The sequence below is a fragment of the Methylotuvimicrobium alcaliphilum 20Z genome, from assembly GCF_000968535.2.
GTDB lineage: Bacteria > Pseudomonadota > Gammaproteobacteria > Methylococcales > Methylomonadaceae > Methylotuvimicrobium > Methylotuvimicrobium alcaliphilum.
Genome location: NC_016112.1, coordinates 2,155,887 through 2,174,032, shown reverse-complemented (window position 1 = coordinate 2,174,032; position 18,146 = coordinate 2,155,887). Strand labels below are relative to the sequence as shown.

At 49.6% G+C, this 18,146-nt stretch carries 16 protein-coding genes; 8 read left to right on the top strand and 8 right to left on the bottom strand.

Annotated elements, in window-relative coordinates; translation table 11 throughout:
* Nucleotides 1-170: 170 nt before the first annotated feature.
* Nucleotides 171-1,277 carry a PQQ-dependent sugar dehydrogenase gene (locus tag MEALZ_RS09295; RefSeq protein WP_014148373.1) on the bottom strand — a complete coding sequence of 369 codons (1,107 nt, stop codon included), beginning with the start codon at nt 1,275-1,277 and terminating at the stop codon, nt 171-173.
* 117 nt (nt 1,278-1,394) lie between these two features.
* Here MEALZ_RS09295 and htpX point away from each other — a divergent pair, with 117 nt between their 5' ends.
* Nucleotides 1,395-2,270 (top strand): protease HtpX, encoded by an 876-nt coding sequence (gene htpX, locus MEALZ_RS09290; protein WP_014148372.1) that lies wholly within the window; start codon nt 1,395-1,397, stop codon nt 2,268-2,270.
* Between the two features lie 45 nt (nt 2,271-2,315).
* A complete protein-coding gene (locus tag MEALZ_RS09285) occupies nt 2,316-2,546 on the top strand; it encodes a DUF2835 domain-containing protein (RefSeq protein ID WP_014148371.1) in 231 nt (76 codons plus the stop codon).
* Nucleotides 2,547-2,810: 264 nt separating this feature from the next.
* On the opposite strand, the gene MEALZ_RS09280 is transcribed toward MEALZ_RS09285, so the two are convergent.
* Nucleotides 2,811-3,659, bottom strand: a complete 849-nt coding sequence (locus MEALZ_RS09280) for a formate dehydrogenase accessory sulfurtransferase FdhD (protein WP_014148370.1) — start codon at nt 3,657-3,659, stop codon at nt 2,811-2,813.
* Complete coding sequence (gene mobA / locus MEALZ_RS09275) at nt 3,652-4,248, bottom strand: molybdenum cofactor guanylyltransferase MobA (protein ID WP_014148369.1); 597 nt, start codon at nt 4,246-4,248, stop codon at nt 3,652-3,654. The genes MEALZ_RS09280 and mobA overlap by 8 nt, the downstream gene beginning before the upstream one ends.
* Before the next feature lie 38 nt (nt 4,249-4,286).
* Here mobA and MEALZ_RS09270 point away from each other — a divergent pair, with 38 nt between their 5' ends.
* The 3 genes from MEALZ_RS09270 to MEALZ_RS09260 all read left to right on the top strand — a co-directional run bounded on the left by MEALZ_RS09270 (nt 4,287) and on the right by MEALZ_RS09260 (nt 6,412).
* A complete protein-coding gene (locus tag MEALZ_RS09270; RefSeq protein ID WP_014148368.1) occupies nt 4,287-4,745 on the top strand; it encodes a DUF302 domain-containing protein in 459 nt (152 codons plus the stop codon).
* 631 nt (nt 4,746-5,376) lie between these two features.
* Nucleotides 5,377-5,754, top strand: a complete 378-nt coding sequence (locus MEALZ_RS09265; protein WP_014148367.1) for a hypothetical protein — start codon at nt 5,377-5,379, stop codon at nt 5,752-5,754.
* A gap of 70 nt (nt 5,755-5,824) precedes the next feature.
* Nucleotides 5,825-6,412, top strand: coding sequence for a Uma2 family endonuclease (locus MEALZ_RS09260; RefSeq protein WP_014148366.1), 588 nt, complete (start codon nt 5,825-5,827; stop codon nt 6,410-6,412).
* 53 nt (nt 6,413-6,465) lie between these two features.
* Here MEALZ_RS09260 and MEALZ_RS09255 read toward each other — a convergent pair whose 3' ends face one another.
* The 3 genes from MEALZ_RS09255 to MEALZ_RS09245 all read right to left on the bottom strand — a co-directional run bounded on the left by MEALZ_RS09255 (nt 6,466) and on the right by MEALZ_RS09245 (nt 10,141).
* Nucleotides 6,466-7,293, bottom strand: a complete 828-nt coding sequence (locus tag MEALZ_RS09255; RefSeq protein ID WP_014148365.1) for a quinoprotein dehydrogenase-associated SoxYZ-like carrier — start codon at nt 7,291-7,293, stop codon at nt 6,466-6,468.
* Nucleotides 7,294-7,668: 375 nt separating this feature from the next.
* Nucleotides 7,669-8,583, bottom strand: a complete 915-nt coding sequence (locus MEALZ_RS09250; protein WP_014148364.1) for a quinoprotein relay system zinc metallohydrolase 2 — start codon at nt 8,581-8,583, stop codon at nt 7,669-7,671.
* Nucleotides 8,584-9,259: 676 nt separating this feature from the next.
* Complete coding sequence (locus MEALZ_RS09245; RefSeq protein ID WP_014148363.1) at nt 9,260-10,141, bottom strand: LysR family transcriptional regulator; 882 nt, start codon at nt 10,139-10,141, stop codon at nt 9,260-9,262.
* A gap of 253 nt (nt 10,142-10,394) precedes the next feature.
* Between MEALZ_RS09245 and MEALZ_RS09240 the strand changes: the two genes are divergently transcribed.
* From MEALZ_RS09240 to MEALZ_RS09230, 3 genes are all read left to right on the top strand, one after another.
* Nucleotides 10,395-12,101 carry an NAD(P)H-dependent oxidoreductase subunit E gene (locus tag MEALZ_RS09240; protein ID WP_014148362.1) on the top strand — a complete coding sequence of 569 codons (1,707 nt, stop codon included), beginning with the start codon at nt 10,395-10,397 and terminating at the stop codon, nt 12,099-12,101.
* Between the two features lie 3 nt (nt 12,102-12,104).
* Nucleotides 12,105-14,879: a formate dehydrogenase subunit alpha gene (gene fdhF / locus MEALZ_RS09235; RefSeq protein ID WP_014148361.1), complete on the top strand. Its 2,775-nt coding sequence runs from the start codon at nt 12,105-12,107 to the stop codon at nt 14,877-14,879.
* Nucleotides 14,880-15,082: 203 nt separating this feature from the next.
* Nucleotides 15,083-15,313 carry a hypothetical protein gene (locus MEALZ_RS09230; protein ID WP_046061078.1) on the top strand — a complete coding sequence of 77 codons (231 nt, stop codon included), beginning with the start codon at nt 15,083-15,085 and terminating at the stop codon, nt 15,311-15,313.
* Nucleotides 15,314-16,043: 730 nt separating this feature from the next.
* Here MEALZ_RS09230 and dapB read toward each other — a convergent pair.
* Both dapB and dnaJ read right to left on the bottom strand, forming a co-directional pair.
* Entirely contained in the window at nt 16,044-16,850 is an 807-nt protein-coding gene (gene dapB, locus MEALZ_RS09225) for a 4-hydroxy-tetrahydrodipicolinate reductase (protein ID WP_046061486.1), read from the bottom strand.
* Between the two features lie 5 nt (nt 16,851-16,855).
* A complete protein-coding gene (gene dnaJ / locus MEALZ_RS09220; RefSeq protein ID WP_014148359.1) occupies nt 16,856-18,010 on the bottom strand; it encodes a molecular chaperone DnaJ in 1,155 nt (384 codons plus the stop codon).
* Nucleotides 18,011-18,146 lie beyond the last annotated feature (136 nt).

Genomic DNA, 18,146 nt, shown 5'->3' with positions numbered 1-18,146 from the left:
CGACAAATGTAGGACGGGGGTTCGGTGGCTCGATTGACAGGTGTCGGCGGCAGGGATAGCCGCCGTCAAGCCTACATGGACGTATTCACGGCGTCCTGTCAAGCGAGTCACCGAACTGCCGCAAAGCCTATTACTTGTATAAATTATTTTGTGCATATTCCTTATCCATATTATTTTTGATAGGTTACCTTATAAATAACACCTAAGTTATCGTCGGAAATCAACAAACTACCGTTCGGCATTTCCAGGATATCGACCGGGCGCCCCAAAACCTCATCGGACGACGTCAACCAACCGGAAATGAAAGAATGTTCGGATACAGGCCGGCCATTTTTGAACTTGACCATAGCGATACGATAACCGTGAGGCTGACTCCGGTTCCATGAACCGTGTTGGGCGACGAATAGCTGTTGTTTAAAGCGTTCGGGAAATTGCTCGCCTCGATAAAAACGCATACCCAACGGCGCTTTATGAGCCTTGAATTGCCATGCCGGAGCGACAAATTCCTCGCAGCTTCGTTGCTTGCCGAATTCCGGGTCGGCAATGGTGCCGCCGTGGCAATAAGGAAAGCCGAAGTGCTGACCAGGCTCCGCCCATTGATTCAATTCATCGGGCGGAACATCGTCCCCCATTAGATCGCGGCCGTTTTCGGTAAAAAACAGCGTATTCGTTCCGGGCTGCCAATCGAAACCGACGGTATTTCTTATCCCTTGCGCTAAAATTTCAAGATCGGAACCGTCTGGGTTCAAGCGAATCAATGTTGCATAGATTTCTTTATCCGGCTCGCAAACATTGCAGGGCGCGCCGACCGCGCTATAGAGTTTGCCGTCCGGGCCGAAACGTAAATATTTCCAGCCGTGATGCCGATCGGAAGGTAAACCGTCGAATACCACGACCGGCTTAGGCGGGTTCGCCAAATTGTCGATAATATTGTCGAAACGGATAATCCGGTTAACTTCTGCAACATACAGCGAACCGTTTTGAAACGCTACGCCATTCGGCATGTATAAATCGGTCGCGATGACATAGCGTTTGTCGGCCTTACCGTCGCCATTAGTGTCCTGAACGGCGTAAACAGCGCCTTGCTGGCGGGTGCCGACAAAAATAACGCCCTTTTCGCCTCGGACTAACGACCGGGCATTCGCAAGATCCTCGGCAAATAACGAAATGGAAAAACCGACCGGCAACTGTAATTGTTTTAAAACTTCATCGACGCTTGCGGCTTGGATCGGACACGATACAATTAGCGATAGCATTAAAAAGATTTTGGCTTTCATACAGAGGCCTCCTACAAATAAACTTTTCGATATGGTAACACTCTAAAATGCGCTTGAAATAAAAAAATTGTCCCTTATATCGTTATCAACCCTCAATAAACTCAAGGTAATACAATTATGATGCGTATTCTTCTTTTTTTAGCAACCAATGCCGCCATATTGGTCGTTATCAGCGTTATCTTCAATATATTCGGACTCAGCGGGGTATTGGATGCCCAAGGTGTCGATCTCAATCTAAACGCCTTACTGCTAATGTCGGCTATTATCGGTGTCACCGGCTCGGCGATTTCGTTGGCGATATCCAAATGGTCGGCAAAGAGCGCGATGGGCGTGCATGTCATCGAACACCCGCAAAATCAAACCGAAAAATGGTTGGTCGATGTTGTCGCTCGTCAAGCGAGAGCGGCCGGTATCGGCATGCCGGAAGTCGGCATTTTCCAAACACCGGACCCGAATGCATTTGCGACCGGCATGAATAAAAACAACGCCTTGGTTGCAGTCAGCACGGGTTTGTTACAAAGCATGAGCGCCGAAGAAGTTGAAGCGGTTCTCGGCCACGAAATCAGTCACGTTGCCAACGGCGACATGGTCACGATGGCCCTGATGCAAGGCGTGGTTAATACCTTCGTGTATTTTTTCGCGACGGTGATCGGCCATACGGTCGACCGAGTCGTGTTCAAAACCGAACGCGGTTATGGTCCGGCTTATTACATCACACAGATAGTCATGCAAATAGTCTTGTCGATGCTTGCATCGATGCTGGTCATGTGGTTCTCGCGTTACCGCGAATACCGTGCCGATGCCGGCGGAGCTAAATTGGCCGGGCGCGACAAGATGATCAATGCGCTACGGGCCTTACAACGGGCGCATGAACCCGAAGAACTGCCGGGACAATTGGCCGCATTCGGTATTCACGGCAGCCGCATGCACCGTTTGTTCATGAGCCATCCGCCTTTGGAAGAGCGTATAGCCGCATTGCAAAATAGCCGTTAACCCGCAACAGACCGCCGGGCCAGCCTGCTGGCCCGGTACTTTTCGATGAACCAATCAATTTTCATACGCTTCAGGCTCAACCTGAGCTACGATCAATACCTCGGTGTCTATCAAGGCCTGGCCAAAACCATATCGGTCATCGCCGACGACGGACGACGCATTCAATTTCCTGCCGGCAACATCCAGTCTTTTTTGACCCGACAAGGTATTCATGGACATTTCGAAATGGAACTGACGCCGCAAAACAAATTCGTCGGGATCAAAAAGCTGAGTTGAACGCAGTCAATCATGGCGCAAGAATCAGACTGATGTAACGATTTAGTACTTGGTCGGCCGGATTTTTCCTTGGCAGGACGGAGTTTGTAACTCCGTCCTGAACGTTTCGACCGTGGCCAAAATCTAATCAAAGCCGCTCGAGGCAAGTTAAATAACCCGCCCCGCCTGAAAAGTTTCAACATTTGAACATTTTCGTGGACAAAATGTTTTCTTGGGTTCAAATCATAAGTCCGCTTTGGATCATCCCTGCTCGATTCGAATAAATCAACCCTCTTCGAAACTTCTCCGACGTTCGGGTATCGCGTCGAACTCGATATGCTCGCTGCCGTTCAACACCAAAAAGTGTTTGCCTTTTGCCCTCGATATCATCGTAACGCCGGCTTGCCTGGCCATTTCGAGGCCCATTTGGGTCGCTCCGGAACGCGACAATAATATCGGTATGCCCATTTGAGTGACTTTAATCACCATTTCCGAGGTTAAGCGTCCGGTTGTGTAAAAAATTTTGTCGGCACCGGATAAATCATTCAGCCACATCAAACCGGCAATCGCATCGACCGCATTGTGCCGCCCGACGTCTTCGACGAAAAAATCGATCTGCTCGCCGGTACATAACGCACAACCGTGGACCGCACCGGCTTTTTTATAAACTTCGTTATAATTTTTTAACGCATCGAGCATTGCGTAAAGCATCGATTGTTTGATCGACACATCCGGCACTCGGATTTGCTTGAGTTTTTCCATCAATCGGCCGAATACCGTACCTTGCCCGCAACCAGTCGTCACCGTTCGCTGTGCCATACGTTCGGAAAAGTCGCTGCCGCCTTGCCGGGTTACGACCGCGACCGCCTCGGTTTCCCAGTCGACCTGAACAACTTTAATGTCAGCGATATCATCGAAAAATCCCTGATTTTTTAAATACCCGAGCGTCAATAATTCGGGATGCGCGCCAATCGTCATCAAGGTTACGATTTCTTGCTTGTCCACATAAATGGTCAAGGCTCTTTCACCGACTAATTCGATAGCTTGAGCTTCTCCTCGTTCGTCGATCGCAACGGACGGCAGTGAAAAACCCAATCCGGCATTGGTCATATCAGGCCTATAGAGATTACTCATTGCCCTGCCCCTCCAACGCGGACAATTCGCCTAAAGTATTCACGTTGACAAAAACCTCGGGGGCGTCGCTAAAATCGACCTGAGTCATTCGATGTTTCATCAACCAACGGTCGATCTTACGCTCGCCGCTGCCCAAATAATCTATCAAGCTGGATTCGAGCGTTGTCTTGATGGCCAAAAACACGGGATGTAAGCGCTCGCCATCGAACGCAACCGCCACATCGATTTCGGGATTTAGACCGGCTTTTAACAATCGTTGCAAATGATCGGTCTTAATCAACGGCGAATCGCAAGGCATTACCAGCAATATTCCGGCATCGGCATGCGCCATCGCGGAAAGAATACCGGCCAAGGGTCCTTCGAAATTACCGTTTTGATCGGAAACGACCGGCAAGCCGAATTTACTATAGGCGTCGAGATTACGATTGGCATTGATAATGACTTGGTCGACCAGCGGCTTAATTGAATCGATCGCATAGGAGACCATTGGCCTCCGATGAAACAGCACCAAACCTTTGTCTTGATTGTTCATGCGTCGGGCCAGTCCGCCGGCCAAAATAACGCCGGTCACTTTTGTTGGATTGCTCATAATGTTAAGCTGTTAGTAGCGAATGGGAATAAAACTGTATGACAAGATCGATCGTTATTTTCGCAAGCCTGATGATTATTGCAAGCTGCGAAACCTTACAACAAAAAGGCGAGTTCATCGAATATTACCGGGTCGAAACCCAAAAACCTTACGATGACGTGCTGGCGGAGATTAAAATTGCCATTGCAGAACACAATTTACGAATTACCGCACATAGTCGTATCGGAAAAGTCATCCGAGATCGAGGAACGGCAAATTTTCCGGACTACGATACGATACAATTTTGTAACCTGACTCATGCTGAAACGCTATTGACTCTGTCGCCCCATTCGGTCAGTCATATGCCTTGCAATGTCGTGCTCTATGCGTTTGAGGGTAAAACCATCGTCAGTACGCATTTATTACCCACCGACACAGGTAATCCTGAACTCGATGCATTCTCTGTTAAAATGAACGGCATGCTCAAACTAATTGTCGATTTTGCCGTCGAGGAATAGTTTTCCGTTCGACATCCGATATTGCATCTTAATTGAACATTAATATTTAATGCATTTTATACCTTTCGCACTTCAAATTTCGGCATTGCCAGAGGAGGCGCCTGGGTGTCCGGTCGATTTTCGCTCCTGCAAAATCGACATTCACGCCATCCATGGCGTTCATAAAGGCTTTGCCAGCATGGAGCTGGCATAGAGCCTACATGGACGTATTCACGGCATCCTTTAGCGGACACCCAGGCGCCGAGTTTTGATCTACGACGGGTATACGTAAATTAATAAACCGACCATACTTTTGTTAGCCCAGTTTTAATATTTACCGAGCATAAGCTACTGAATATTAAGGCTATGCAAAGCCATTTTGGCACGTTGTTTAATTTTTATGCTTCAATAACTTAGACTGTAGACACTACATTTGTTAAGGCTGGGTTAAGAGCATTTTTTTGTAACTATTCAGTCCCCCGGCAATTGTCATTCTCACGCTCTGCGAGGGAATGCCTGAGAACCGCTCCAGCGGTACGAGACGCTAGAGCGTCTCGGTCTTCATTCCCACGCTGGAGCGTGGGAACGATAAGGGGAATGTGAATAATTACTATTTTTTCACTTTATCAAATCAGGAATTAGAGACCTTCGCATGAAAATGAAACTTCTAATCGGTTCAGCCATTCTAGCCACACTTGCCGGGTGCAGCACAACTCAAGAAAAACTTGCTGAAGACGCGCCTTTTGTCAGCGATTTTCCGACTCAGGAACGCGTCGATTATGTTCTGAGCTGTATCGCAAAGAAAGGCGGGCTGACCTACATCACCCAATACGGCTGCGGATGCAAAATAGACAAAATCGCTGAAAAAATGAGTTTTGCCGATTACGATCAAGCTAGAACCTTCGGCTTTATGCGTAAAACGCCGGGCGAGGCCGGCGGCGTATTCCGCGACCCGCCGGAAGCCAAACGATTGAGGAAGCTGATGGAAGAAGCCGAAGCTTATGCCGAAAAAAGTTGTTTCGTGAAATAACACCCTCACGATTCGCCCATCAAAAGAGGCTTTTGGCGAATCGGATGAGCTCAAACAAAGGAGGCTGTTAATGTCTGCTGTACTCAAAAAAAAGTATTACACCCAAGAAGAATATTTAGCAATCGAACGCCAAGCGCAAATCAAAAGCGAATACGTCGACGGCGAAATGTTCGCGATGACCGGCGCAAGCCGCGAACATAATTTGATTAATATCAATATTGCGAGTGAACTAAGAGCTCAACTCAAAAGCCGCCCCTGCGAGGTTTACATCAATGACATGCGGGTCAAGGCTAAAAAGGCACGCAGCTATCATTATCCGGATATCGCAGTGGCTTGCGACACGCCGCAATTCGAAGACAACCATGTCGACACATTGATAAACCCGTCGGTTATCATCGAGGTGTTATCGCTTTCTACCGAAGCCTACGATAGAGGCGCTAAATTTTCGCATTACCGCAAGATCGAATCGCTTCGCGAATATCTGTTGGTCGCTCAAGACCAGCCGCTGATCGAGCGCTATGTCCGGCAAGGCGACGCTTGGCTTTTGACCGAAACCGCCGGCCTTGATACAAGCGTTCACCTGGAAAGCATCGACTGCGTGTTAAGCCTAAAAGAAATTTACGACAAAGTCGCTTTCGAACCCGATCCAAGCAGCTAGACGAAGCCAAACCATGTCGGCTTTGGTTTCGTCAATGCCGGTCATATACTGTTTTACGGTTTTACAGCCAAAGTTTCGGTAAAGCTTTGGCCTGCTTTACAGTTCGCTCGGCTGGTTGGACTTAGACAAGACATATCGGTAAATTCCGCTTTCAAAATGCCGTTCTTTTCCGGTATGAAATAAAACCGGAAATTTGGATCGGCACTGATCGCGATATCGGTTTTCGCCGTCAAGATCGGCTTGTCATTGAATGACACATTAACCTGATTGACGAAATGCGATTTTTTGACGAAGCGCGTCACTTGATCCATCTGCATGCCGGTGATGTTGGGATGGCTAATGAATAATTGCGCCTCATTCGCCTCGCCCGGCTTGATATTATCGGTCAACCTGAATTTAGCTTTGCCGAGCCGTTGCATTGCCGCATCCAAATCCGCACCGATCGGCGCCGAACAGCCGCCGCTGGCTTTGACGAATTTCTTGGTCATATAAAGCTGGCCGTCGCTCGTTTCGGCGATCGCGCGAACAAAGCTATAGGTATTGACACGAACTCTCATCGCTAAATCCGCTTTACCGCTATCGGGCGTGAATTCGAATTCGCCGACATAGGGAAAAGGATTCTTGTCGACCAGCACCAAAATCTTTTTGATGTATTTGTCGTTGGTTTGCGGGATTTTACTAACTATTTTCAACGGAACCAAAGCGGGGTCTTCGGCTCGATAAGGCGCATCAAGTTCAATCACGGCATCGGATTCGGTAATCGTGCGTCCGGCGAAAAATTGATCTTTCAATTGCGACGTCCAGGCCGACTCGTCTTCGGCGGCCAAAGCCCCATTTGCTATTAAAGCCAAGCAAAGGGCCCCAATTATTTTATTTATCATTTTATTTCTCCTGTTAGGTAAATTAATGGGTTAGGAATATGCACAAATTTACTTCTACAAGCTTTAGGCACTGCGGAGGTTCGGCGACTCGCTTGACAGGACGCCGTGAATACATTCATGTAGGCTCGACGGCGGAATCTGATTGCCATGGATGGCATGAATGCAGATTTTGCATTACGCCACGGATGGCGTGTATTAGGGCAACGCAGGGCAGAAAAATACTCCTGCATTTTCTGCATTCGTTACATCCTTGTAACTCAGCAGTTGCCGAGGAGCAAAAATCTGCCCTGCCGCCGACGCCTGTCAATCGAGCCACCGAACCCCCTTCAGCATTTGTCGAAGTTATTTCATGCTCGTTCCTTAATAAACGAAATATCAATCTTCCCATTCCAATTCGGCAAACGCCGCCGTGACGTTTTTTTTATGAAATTCGTCGAACAACTGCCATTGGCCTTTAAATTCATAACCAACCTGCTCGATCGCCTCTTCAATAAATCTTCCGTTTTTAATCATGTTACGAATCTCGGTCAATAAAGTGCCGAGATAACGTTGTTGCGGCTCGAGACTCTTCGGCCAATCCGTGACCACTGGCCCGTGCCCGGGAATGACCTGCTTGAATGACTTTTGTTCCAATTCGGCGAGTTCGACCAACCAACCTTTTAAACTGCCGTCGAGAGTCGGCAAATGTCCGATAAAAAACAAATCGCCGAGCCATAAGGTATCGGTCTTCCGGTCGTAGATGCTCAAGTCGTTATCGGTATGCGCGGTCGGATGCGCGGTCAACAGCAATTCCCGCCCCCCCAGATCTAAGAGCAACGTTTTTTCAACCTCTATATCGGGCGGAATGATATGTTCGGCGGTTAATGCCATGCCAATCTGATCTTCTGCCTTATCGATATAGAATTGCCCACGCGCGGCCATTGCTCTGGCTAGTTTATGATGTCCGACAAATTGAGTGCCCGATTCCTTAAATGCGATATTGCCGAAAATATGATCGGGATGAACATGGGTATTAATCACATAACAAATTGGTTTACCAGTCGTTTTGGCAATCGCGCGCTTGAGCGATCTTCCTTCTTCCGGATTACCGCCGGTATCGATCACCGCGACGCAGCGTTCACCGACGATGAAACCGATATTCGCAATCGCACCGTGATTTTTATGGTCGGGCCACTCATGTTTGCCTTGATGCACATAAATACCGTCAGCGACTTGCTCAATGCTCAACACGGCGCCGGCATGGGTCGCTACACAAAAAAACGACGAAATGGCAATAATTAAATAACGCAAAACAAACTCCTACTCCCTTTACACTCAAAAATTAGTTAACTTTCATGAAGGTATGGGGTGTGGCTAGCGAGGATGTCGGCAGCAGAGCAGATTTTTGCTCCTCGGCAACTGCTGAGTTACAAGGATGTAACGAATGCAGAAAATGCAGGAGTATTTTTCTGCCCTGCGTTGCCCTAATACACGCCATCCTTGGCGTTCGAACGCTGCCGTCAAGCCCCATGGATGGGTTCACGGCGTTCCTCGATAGACACATCCCATACCTTTTATTCTTAGGCGGTTTTTCGATCAAAAGGGAGTAAAATAAATATACCCATCGCAGATCAAAATTCGGCGCCAGGGTGTCCGTCAAAGGACGCCGTGAATACATCCCTGTAGGCTCTATGCCAGCTCCATGCTGGCAAAGCCTTTGCGAGCACCATGGATGGCGTGAATGTCGATTTTGCAGGAGCAAAAATCGACCTAGCACCCTGGCGCCTCCTCAGGCACTGCCGAAACTTGAAGTGCGAAAGGTATATTTCATCGCGCGGAGGCGCAGGGAGGCAGAGAATAGTGCGGATAGAATATGCTTTCCATGGTCATAAACCAATTTCCGACTTTGGTCTCATGCTTTCAAACTATGAGTCGTAATCATAAAAGTCTCTGCACCCCTGCGCAAGTCATTACAAAGTATCAACCCTCATAAACACAAATCCAAAAAAGCCTGTGTGGCTCTGGAGCGTATCGCCTTTTTCGGGGCGATGATCTTAAGGTGCCAAATCAAGCCGGTCGGCGCATTGAGCCTTTTTGCGACCAAACCCTGCCGCTCGTTTCGCAATGCTTGCGACGAAGCAAAACCAATTCCCAAGCCCGCGCGCACCGCTTCTTTGATACCCGAGACACCAGTCACTTCAATGGAGATTTTGGGTTGTATTCCCGCCGACGCCAGCCACATTTCCACGGCTTGCCTGGCGCCTGAGCCAGGCTCCCGCCATATCACCTGATATTTCATGAACACATCCAATGGTACAAATTCCGGATAATCGCGGGCAATTTGATGGTCTTCGGGCAAAACTAAAACAATCTCGTCTTCCTGCCAATTGATAACTTGATAATTACCTGGCAGTTCCTGAGCATGGACCGGCCCTTCGATAAAGCCTAAATCCAAATCTTCGAGATTTCTAATGATTTCATCGGTATCGCCGGTCTTCATTCTGACATTAACCCCGGCATGCGAAGTCTGTAATAACACCAAATACTGAGGTAAATAAAAACTGGCGATCGTCGTCGTCGAACCGAGTCTTAAAGTTCCGGCATTAACTTGTTGCAGGCAACGAACGTACTCGCCGGCCTGATTGAAGATATCGGTCATTTGCTGCGCATATTCCAATAAACCTTGTCCCGCAGGTGTCAACTCGATTTGATAACCTTTACGGAAATACAAAGGTTCTCCGATTTGATTTTGCAGTATTTTTAATTGCCCGGAAACTGCCGGTTGCCCCAAATGCAGATACTCCGCAGCTTGCGTAATACTTTTAAAACGAGCCACTATAGCAAAGGTCAACAAATGTGTTGGATTCATAAATTACTGAATAATCATATTAAATAATGTTATTGCAAAATCATTTTAACGACTCGCCCAACTTTCACCAACGCCTTTATCAGCATTTCTGATGATTTTACTCAAAAATGATGAGTTGAAACCTATATCATAGCTAAGTTAAAGTGCTCACACTGAGCATGAACCCGAACATCCGACAACATCGCGAGTTCCTTGAGCATGAACAATTGGCTATAATTCCGCTCTACATGCGGACTATTTGGAGGAAACACCTGTGGCAGTGATCAATATTAGCCCCGAACAGATCAAAAAAAAGAAGCGTCAAGGCCCTAAAGGCCATGCTGTCGATCTTCGGGCACTGGAAGAAGTCAGGACTTTATTGGGCGACGAGTCTCGCCGAAGGGATTTATTGATCGAGCATTTGCATAAGATACAGGACCGTTTCCACCATATTTCTTCGAAGCACTTGGTAGCGCTGGCCAGAGAAATGAACCTGTCTACAGCTGAAGTCTATGAAGTCGCTTCATTTTATCATCACTTCGATATCGTCAAGGAAGGCCAAACACCGCCACCCGATTTAACCATCCGTGTTTGCGAGTCGGTTTCTTGCGAAATGGCGGGCGGCCATGAACTAATCGATGCCTTGGAAACCGTACTCAAAGACAAGGTTAGAATCCAAAAAGTCCCTTGCGTGGGCCGATGCCAACATGCACCCGTCGCCGTAGTCGGCCAAAACCCGATTGATGAAGCGACCACGGAAACCGTCTTAAATACAGTTGCCGAACATGAAATCACAGCGCCGGTTGCCGACTATATCAGCCTCGAACAATACCGATCCGATGGCGGTTATCAAACGCTGAAAAAAGTCATCGAAGGCGACATCAATCCCGAAAGCATCATCAAAAAAATGGAAGATTCGGGCCTTCGCGGTTTGGGCGGCGCCGGTTTTCCGGCCGGCAGAAAATGGCGCATCGTTAAAGGCTTTAAAGGCCCGCGTCTGATGGCCGTCAACATTGATGAAGGCGAACCGGGTACTTTCAAAGACCGACACTATCTCGAACAAGACCCGCACCGTTTTCTCGAAGGCATGCTGATCGCCGCATTAACGGTCGGTTGCGATGAAATCTATGTCTATTTACGAGACGAATACGCAGGCTGCCGCGAAATTCTCACCAAAGAAATCGCCAATCTGCAAAATAACCCGCCGTCGACGGTCTACCGTCTTCCTCCGATTCATTTACGCCGCGGTGCCGGCGCTTATATTTGCGGTGAAGAATCGGCAATGGTCGAATCGATCGAAGGCAAACGCGGCATGCCTCGGCTAAGACCGCCGTTTTTGGCCGAAGTCGGCCTGTTCGGTCGGCCGACGCTCGAACACAATATGGAATCGGTCTATTGGGTGCGTGATATCGTCGAAAAAGGCCCCGACTGGTTCTCCTCACACGGCAGAAACGGCCGTAAAGGCCTTCGTTCGTTCTCAGTATCGGGACGCGTCAACAAACCCGGCGTTCACCTGGCACCAGCCGGTATCACGGTACGCGAGCTAATCGACGAATATTGCGGCGGCATGCTCGATGGTCACGAGTTCTACGGTTACTTCCCCGGCGGCGCTTCCGGCGGGATCTTGCCGGCTTCGATGGGCGACATTCCGCTCGATTTCGATACCTTGAACCCGCACGGTTGTTTCATCGGTTCCGCCGCAGTAATCATTTTTTCCAATCAAGACAGTGCACGTAAGTTGGCATTGAACGCGATGAAATTCTTCGAAGACGAATCGTGCGGTCAATGCACGCCTTGCCGCGTCGGTACCGCAAAAGCGGCCGACTTGATGATGCAAGACAATTGGGACACCGACTTGCTCGAAGAGTTGTCCTCAGTCATGGTCGACGCATCGATCTGCGGGCTCGGCCAAGCCGCTCCCAATCCGATGCGCTGCGTCATCAAGTATTTTCCCGACGAATTAACAAGCACTAGAGGTTAACTCATGGCTGCGAATCCTGAATTTATGAATCAACCGCAAATCGGTTTCAAACTCGACGGTGAGGAAGTTTTCGCTCTTGAAGGCGAAACGATCTTACAGGCTGCAAAACGACACGGCAAAGAAATCCCGCATCTATGTTACTCGGATAATCTGCGCCCCGACGGCAACTGTCGGGCCTGCGTCGTCGAAATCGAAGGCGAGCGAGTACTCGCTCCGTCATGCTGTCGCAAGCCGTCCGAAGGTATGAACATCAAGGCGGAAAGCGAACGCGCAGTCCGTTCGCAAAAAATGGTATTGGAACTGCTCAAATCGGACATGCCGAAGCAGTCCCAATCTCCTTATACCCTGAAATCGGAACTGGATTTTTGGGCCGAAAAAATGGACGTCGGCACACCTCGTTTCAAAGGCCGTAGCCAACCGCAAGCCGATCTTTCACATCCGGCGATCTCCGTCAATCTTGACGCCTGCATACAATGCACACGCTGTCTTAGAGCCTGCCGCGAAGAACAAATGAATGACGTAATCGGCTATGCGAATCGGGGTTCGCATTCCGAAATCGTCTTCGATATTTCCGATCCGATGGGCGCCAGCAGTTGCGTCGCTTGCGGCGAATGCGTCCAGGCCTGCCCGACCGGCGCGTTGATGCCTGCCGGAAATGTCGGTCTGCAAGAAGCCGATAAAACCGTCGATTCGACCTGTCCTTACTGCGGCGTCGGCTGTTTAATCAAATATCATGTCAAAGACAACAAAATCCTTTATACCGAAGGCCGCGACGGTTACACGAATCATTTCCGTCTCTGCGTCAAGGGCCGTTACGGTTTCAATTACATCCACAACCCGTTGCGTCTGACCAAGCCATTGATAAGGCGCGAAGGGGTTCCGAAAAGCACTGAATTGCTGGACCCTAATGACTTAGATAAAGAATTCAGGGAAGCCACTTGGGAAGAAGCGCTCGACTTCGCCGCAAACGGTTTGAAAAAAATCCGCGACGAAAAAGGCAAGAAAGCGCTGGCCGGCCTTGGCTCCGCGAAAGGCAGTAACGAAGAGGCCTATTTGTTCCAAAAACTGGTGCGCATCGGCTTCGGTTCGAACAATGTCGACCATTGTACCCGTCTATGCCATGCCTCATCGGTCGTCGCACTGTTGGAATGTTTGGGCTCCGGCGCGGTATCGAACCCGGTTTCCGATGTCGCCCAGGCTGAAGTGATCATCATCATCGGCTCGAATCCGACCGTCAATCATCCGGTCGGCGCGACGTTCATGAAGAATGCGGCCAAACGCGGCACCAAAATTATACTGATGGACCCAAACCGCACCGCGATCGCGAAATACGCGTCACACGTACTGCAATTCCGCCCCGATACCGATGTCGCATTGCTGAACGGCATCATGCATACGATATTGGCTGAAAATCTGCAAAACGACGCCTATATCAAACAATATACCGAAGGCTTCGATCAGATGCGCACGCATCTACGCAATTACAGCCCGGAAAAAGTCGCACCGATTTGCGGTATCGACGCCGAAACCATCAAAGAAGTCGCAAGGCTTTATGCGACCTCGAAAGGATCGATGATCCTTTGGGGCATGGGTGTATCGCAGCATATTCACGGTACAGACAACGCCCGCTGCCTGATCGCGCTGGCTTTGATGACCGGCCAAATAGGGAGACCCGGAACCGGCCTGCATCCGCTGCGCGGTCAAAACAACGTACAAGGGGCATCGGACGTCGGCTTGATTCCGATGGTCTATCCGGATTACGAATCGGTTGAGGATCCGAAATTCCGCGCGAAATATGAAAAACTCTGGAATACGGAACTGGACCCGAAACGCGGCCTGACCACGGTCGAAATGATCCATGCGATACTCGACGGCGAAGTGTTCGGTATGTATATCGAAGGCGAGAACCCGGCAATGTCCGACCCGAACCAAAACCACGCGCGTAAGGCTCTGGCCTCGCTTGAACATTTGGTTGTGCAAGATATTTTCCTAACCGAAACCGCGGGGTTTGCCGACGTCATCCTGCCGGCTTCAGCTTTCTACGAAAAGACCGGCACGTTCTCGAACACCGATCGCCGCGTCCAGATGGGTCGCCAAGCGGTCAACCCTCCGGGCGAAGCAAAACAAGACCTATGGATCATTCAAGAAATCGCAAAACGTTTGGGCTGCGATTGGAATTATCAAGGCCCCGAAGACGTATTCAATGAAATGCGTCAAGCGATGACCAGCATTGCCGGCATGACTTGGGAAAGACTCGAGAATGAGGATTCGTTGACCTATCCGCTCGAAAATGTCGGCGATCCGGGACAACCGATCATCTTCACAGACGGCTTCCCGACCGCGACCGGCAGAGGCAGATTCGTACCGGCCGACTTCATTCATGCAGATGAATTGCCCGACAACGAATATCCCTTGATATTCATCACCGGCCGCCAACTAGAGCACTGGCACACCGGCAGCATGACGCGGCACTCGCCGACGCTGGACTCGATCGAACCCGATCCGGTCGTCAGTGTGCATCCGCTGGACTTGGAAAAACTTGGCATCGAACCAGGCGGCTTCATCACGGTCGAATCGCGGCGCGGCAAACTCAGCGCCTATGCCCGTGCTGAACTGGGCATACAGCAAGGAACCGTTTTCATGGCATTCTGCTATAACGAAGCCAGCTCGAACCTAGTCACCAACGATGCTCTGGACCCTGCCGCAAAGATTCCGGAATTCAAATTCTGCGCAGTCAAGGCTTACGCAGGCGGGACACCGGATCAGCGAATAAACTGAGGTCGTATCTTTCCGATTACCATGCAAGCCAAGGCTTTGTGCCGGGGCTTGCATGGGTATAGCTAAAGAAACTCCCCAACGTTTCGATTTGGCCTAAACGTTTCGGCTTGCTTCGGCCACGGTTGAAAGGTTTCGGACGGGGTTGTAAACCCCGTCCTGCCAAGAGGTCTTACCTTTCTCCCCGGCTTTGTGCCGGGGAACTCATGATCACAGCCAAAGAAACCGGCATGAAAATCCAATTCAAATTGATCTCAGGACTATTAACCATAGCCCTCGCCGCTTGCTCGGATTCCGAACAGCAAACTGACGTTTCTCAACAATCAAAGCTACTCGAAACGCAAACCAAAGCACTTGAGGATACTAAAAAGATGGAATCATTGCTGCAGGAAAACGCCGATCGAAGAAAGGAACAAATGGAGCAAGAAGGGATTTGAATGTATCGGCCCCCACGGAAGACCGTGAAGCAGGAAACAAGTTGGGATCACAACCCGCAATCGAAAAAATAGAATAGGTCCGTTTATCTTTGTAAAGCGTAACCTTGGCGCACCGGTTTCTCAAGCTGGAGAGGCTGCGAGGGCATCATAAACCATCAATTCACCATGAAGAACTGCGCTAAAAAATCAACAAACTCAATCTTCAAATCACTTCATGGTACCCATCGAACTTCAAATTTCGACATTGACGTATGAAGGCGCCGAGGTGTTCGGAAAAGGCTGTGACAGCAGGAATGCTGTCACAGAACCTACATGGACGTATTCGACACCCCTGCGTCGAAATTTGACCAGCAAAGGGGATAAATGCTTTTTCTAAATCGATCCTGATTAGCAAGTTTCTTCAGCTAAAGCCCAAAGATCAGCATATCCCCTAGCAGGACGTGGTTCGCAAGCCATGCGCGTCAAGCTAAAAACGGCCAACCCACATCACGCCATTTCCCAAGCTCCAGCTTCCTGAGACCGACACAACCTCCGCACATTCTCAGTCAACCCCAACTCGCTCGTTCAATCTTTCTTGATTGGCGGGAAGCTAGAGCTTCCTGAACAGGTTACCCAAGCTGGAGCTTGGGTAACAGCATATTTTGGTTTTTGTGACTACGACTGGTCCTTGCTCGGACACTTGGCCTCGGCAAGCTGAAGCATCTTGCTAATCAGGAAATCGATTGTGAGATCAATCTTTCAAACCCAACACATCCTGCATATCGTACAAACCGTTCGGTTTGTCTTTCAGCCAGATTGCGGCTCTGACGGCTCCGTTCGCGAAAGTCATACGACTGCTGGCTTTATGAGTGATTTCGACGCGCTCGCCCTCATCGGCAAACATTACGGTGTGCTCTCCGACGATATCCCCTGCCCGGATCGTCGAAAAACCGATCGTTTTGCGGTCTCTTTCGCCGGTGACGCCTTCCCTACCATAGATCGCGCAATCCTTTAAGTCTCGGCCTAACGCCGATGCGACAACCTCACCCATGCGTAATGCAGTTCCGGAAGGCGCGTCGATTTTATGCCTGTGATGGGCTTCGACGATTTCGATGTCGGTATAATCGCCCATGACTTTCGCGGTCATCTCAAGCAGCTTTAGAGACAAGTTAACACCGATACTCATATTGGGCGCCATTACGATCGGCACTTGTTTTGACGTCTCGGCGATGACATGTTTCTGTTCTTCACTATAACCGGTCGTACCGATCACGATACTTTTTCCCGCTCGGCGGCAAATCTCGATATACTCCATCGACGGTTCCGGCCTCGTGAAATCGATCAGCACATCGAACTTGTCTATTACCGATGCTAAGCTATCGACTACTTTGACCGCCAACGGGCTGATACCGGCCAACTCTCCGGCATCCTTGCCGATCGATAAGCTGTCCGGCCTTGAAACGGCAACAGTCAATTCGGCGTTATCGGCAAAAGCGGCCGCTTTGATCAAGCACAACCCCATTCTTCCGGAAGAGCCAACTACAGCAATTCTTGTCATCATGATTATCCTGTCAATTTGTCAAAAAAACTTTTCACACCATCCATCCATGAGTGTTCCTGAGGGCTGTGCTGCTTGCCTCCGCCGGTTAGAGACTCGCCGAGTTTTTCGACCATCTCTTTTTGTTCCTTGGTCAAATGCACCGGCGTTTCGATTTGCACGCGGCATAGCAAATCGCCGACTGCGCCTCCGCGAACGGGTTTCACGCCTTTGCCGCGCAACCTGAACAATTTACCGGTTTGAGTTTCGGCCGGAATTTTCAATTTGACTCGGCCGTTCAACGTCGGCACCTCCAGCTCTCCGCCTAAACAAGCCGTCGGGAAACTAATCGGTACTTCGCAATACAAATTAGCCCCATCGCGGGTAAATATCGGATGATCCTTGACATGAACCTGAACGTACAAGTCGCCGGCCGGTCCGCCGCCCTTGCCGGCTTCACCCTCTCCGGACAAACGAATGCGGTCGCCGGTATCGACGCCGGGAGGCACTTTGACCGATAACGTTTTAGTATCCTGAACTCTGCCCTGTCCATGACATTTCCGACAAGGGTCTTTGATTTGCTTGCCGGTTCCGCCGCACGTCGGACAGGTTTGTTGAACCGAGAAAAAACCTTGCTGCATCCGAACTTGGCCATGACCATGACAGGTCGAGCAAGTGACCGGAGACGAGCCTTTTTTTGCGCCGGACCCATGACATTCGTCACACACGACCATGACCGGCACGCGAATTTTTGCCTCTGTTCCGCCTACCGCTTCCTCTAGGGTTAACTCAAGATTGTAACGAAGATCGGCGCCACGCTGAACTCCGCCGCGAGCACGTCCTCCGCCACCAAAAATATCGCCGAAAACATCGCCGAAGACATCACTAAAACTTTCGCCGCTGAATCCCCCGCCAAAACCTCCGAAACCGCCCGGACCGCCACCCATCGATGCATCGACGCCGGCATGGCCGAATTGATCATAAGCGGATCTTTTTTTAGGGTCGGATAAAACCTCATAAGCCTCTTTTATTTGCTTAAATTTTGCTTCGGCTTCATCAGGATTATCTTTGTTTCTATCCGGATGGAATTTCATTGCCATGCGGCGGTAACTTTTTTTGATTTCCGCGTCGCTGGCGTTTCTATCGACGCCGAGAAGCTTATAGTAATCTTCTTTTGCCATGTCTATTAATTATCGTTCGATACAGTCCCATTATTTCCCGTAGAAATAAAGGCTCGATTGAGTAGCGTTATAAAACACCATGCCTTGGTACTATCAAGTTCGGCGCCGCTCGACATACCGTAAACGGCAAGTCGAA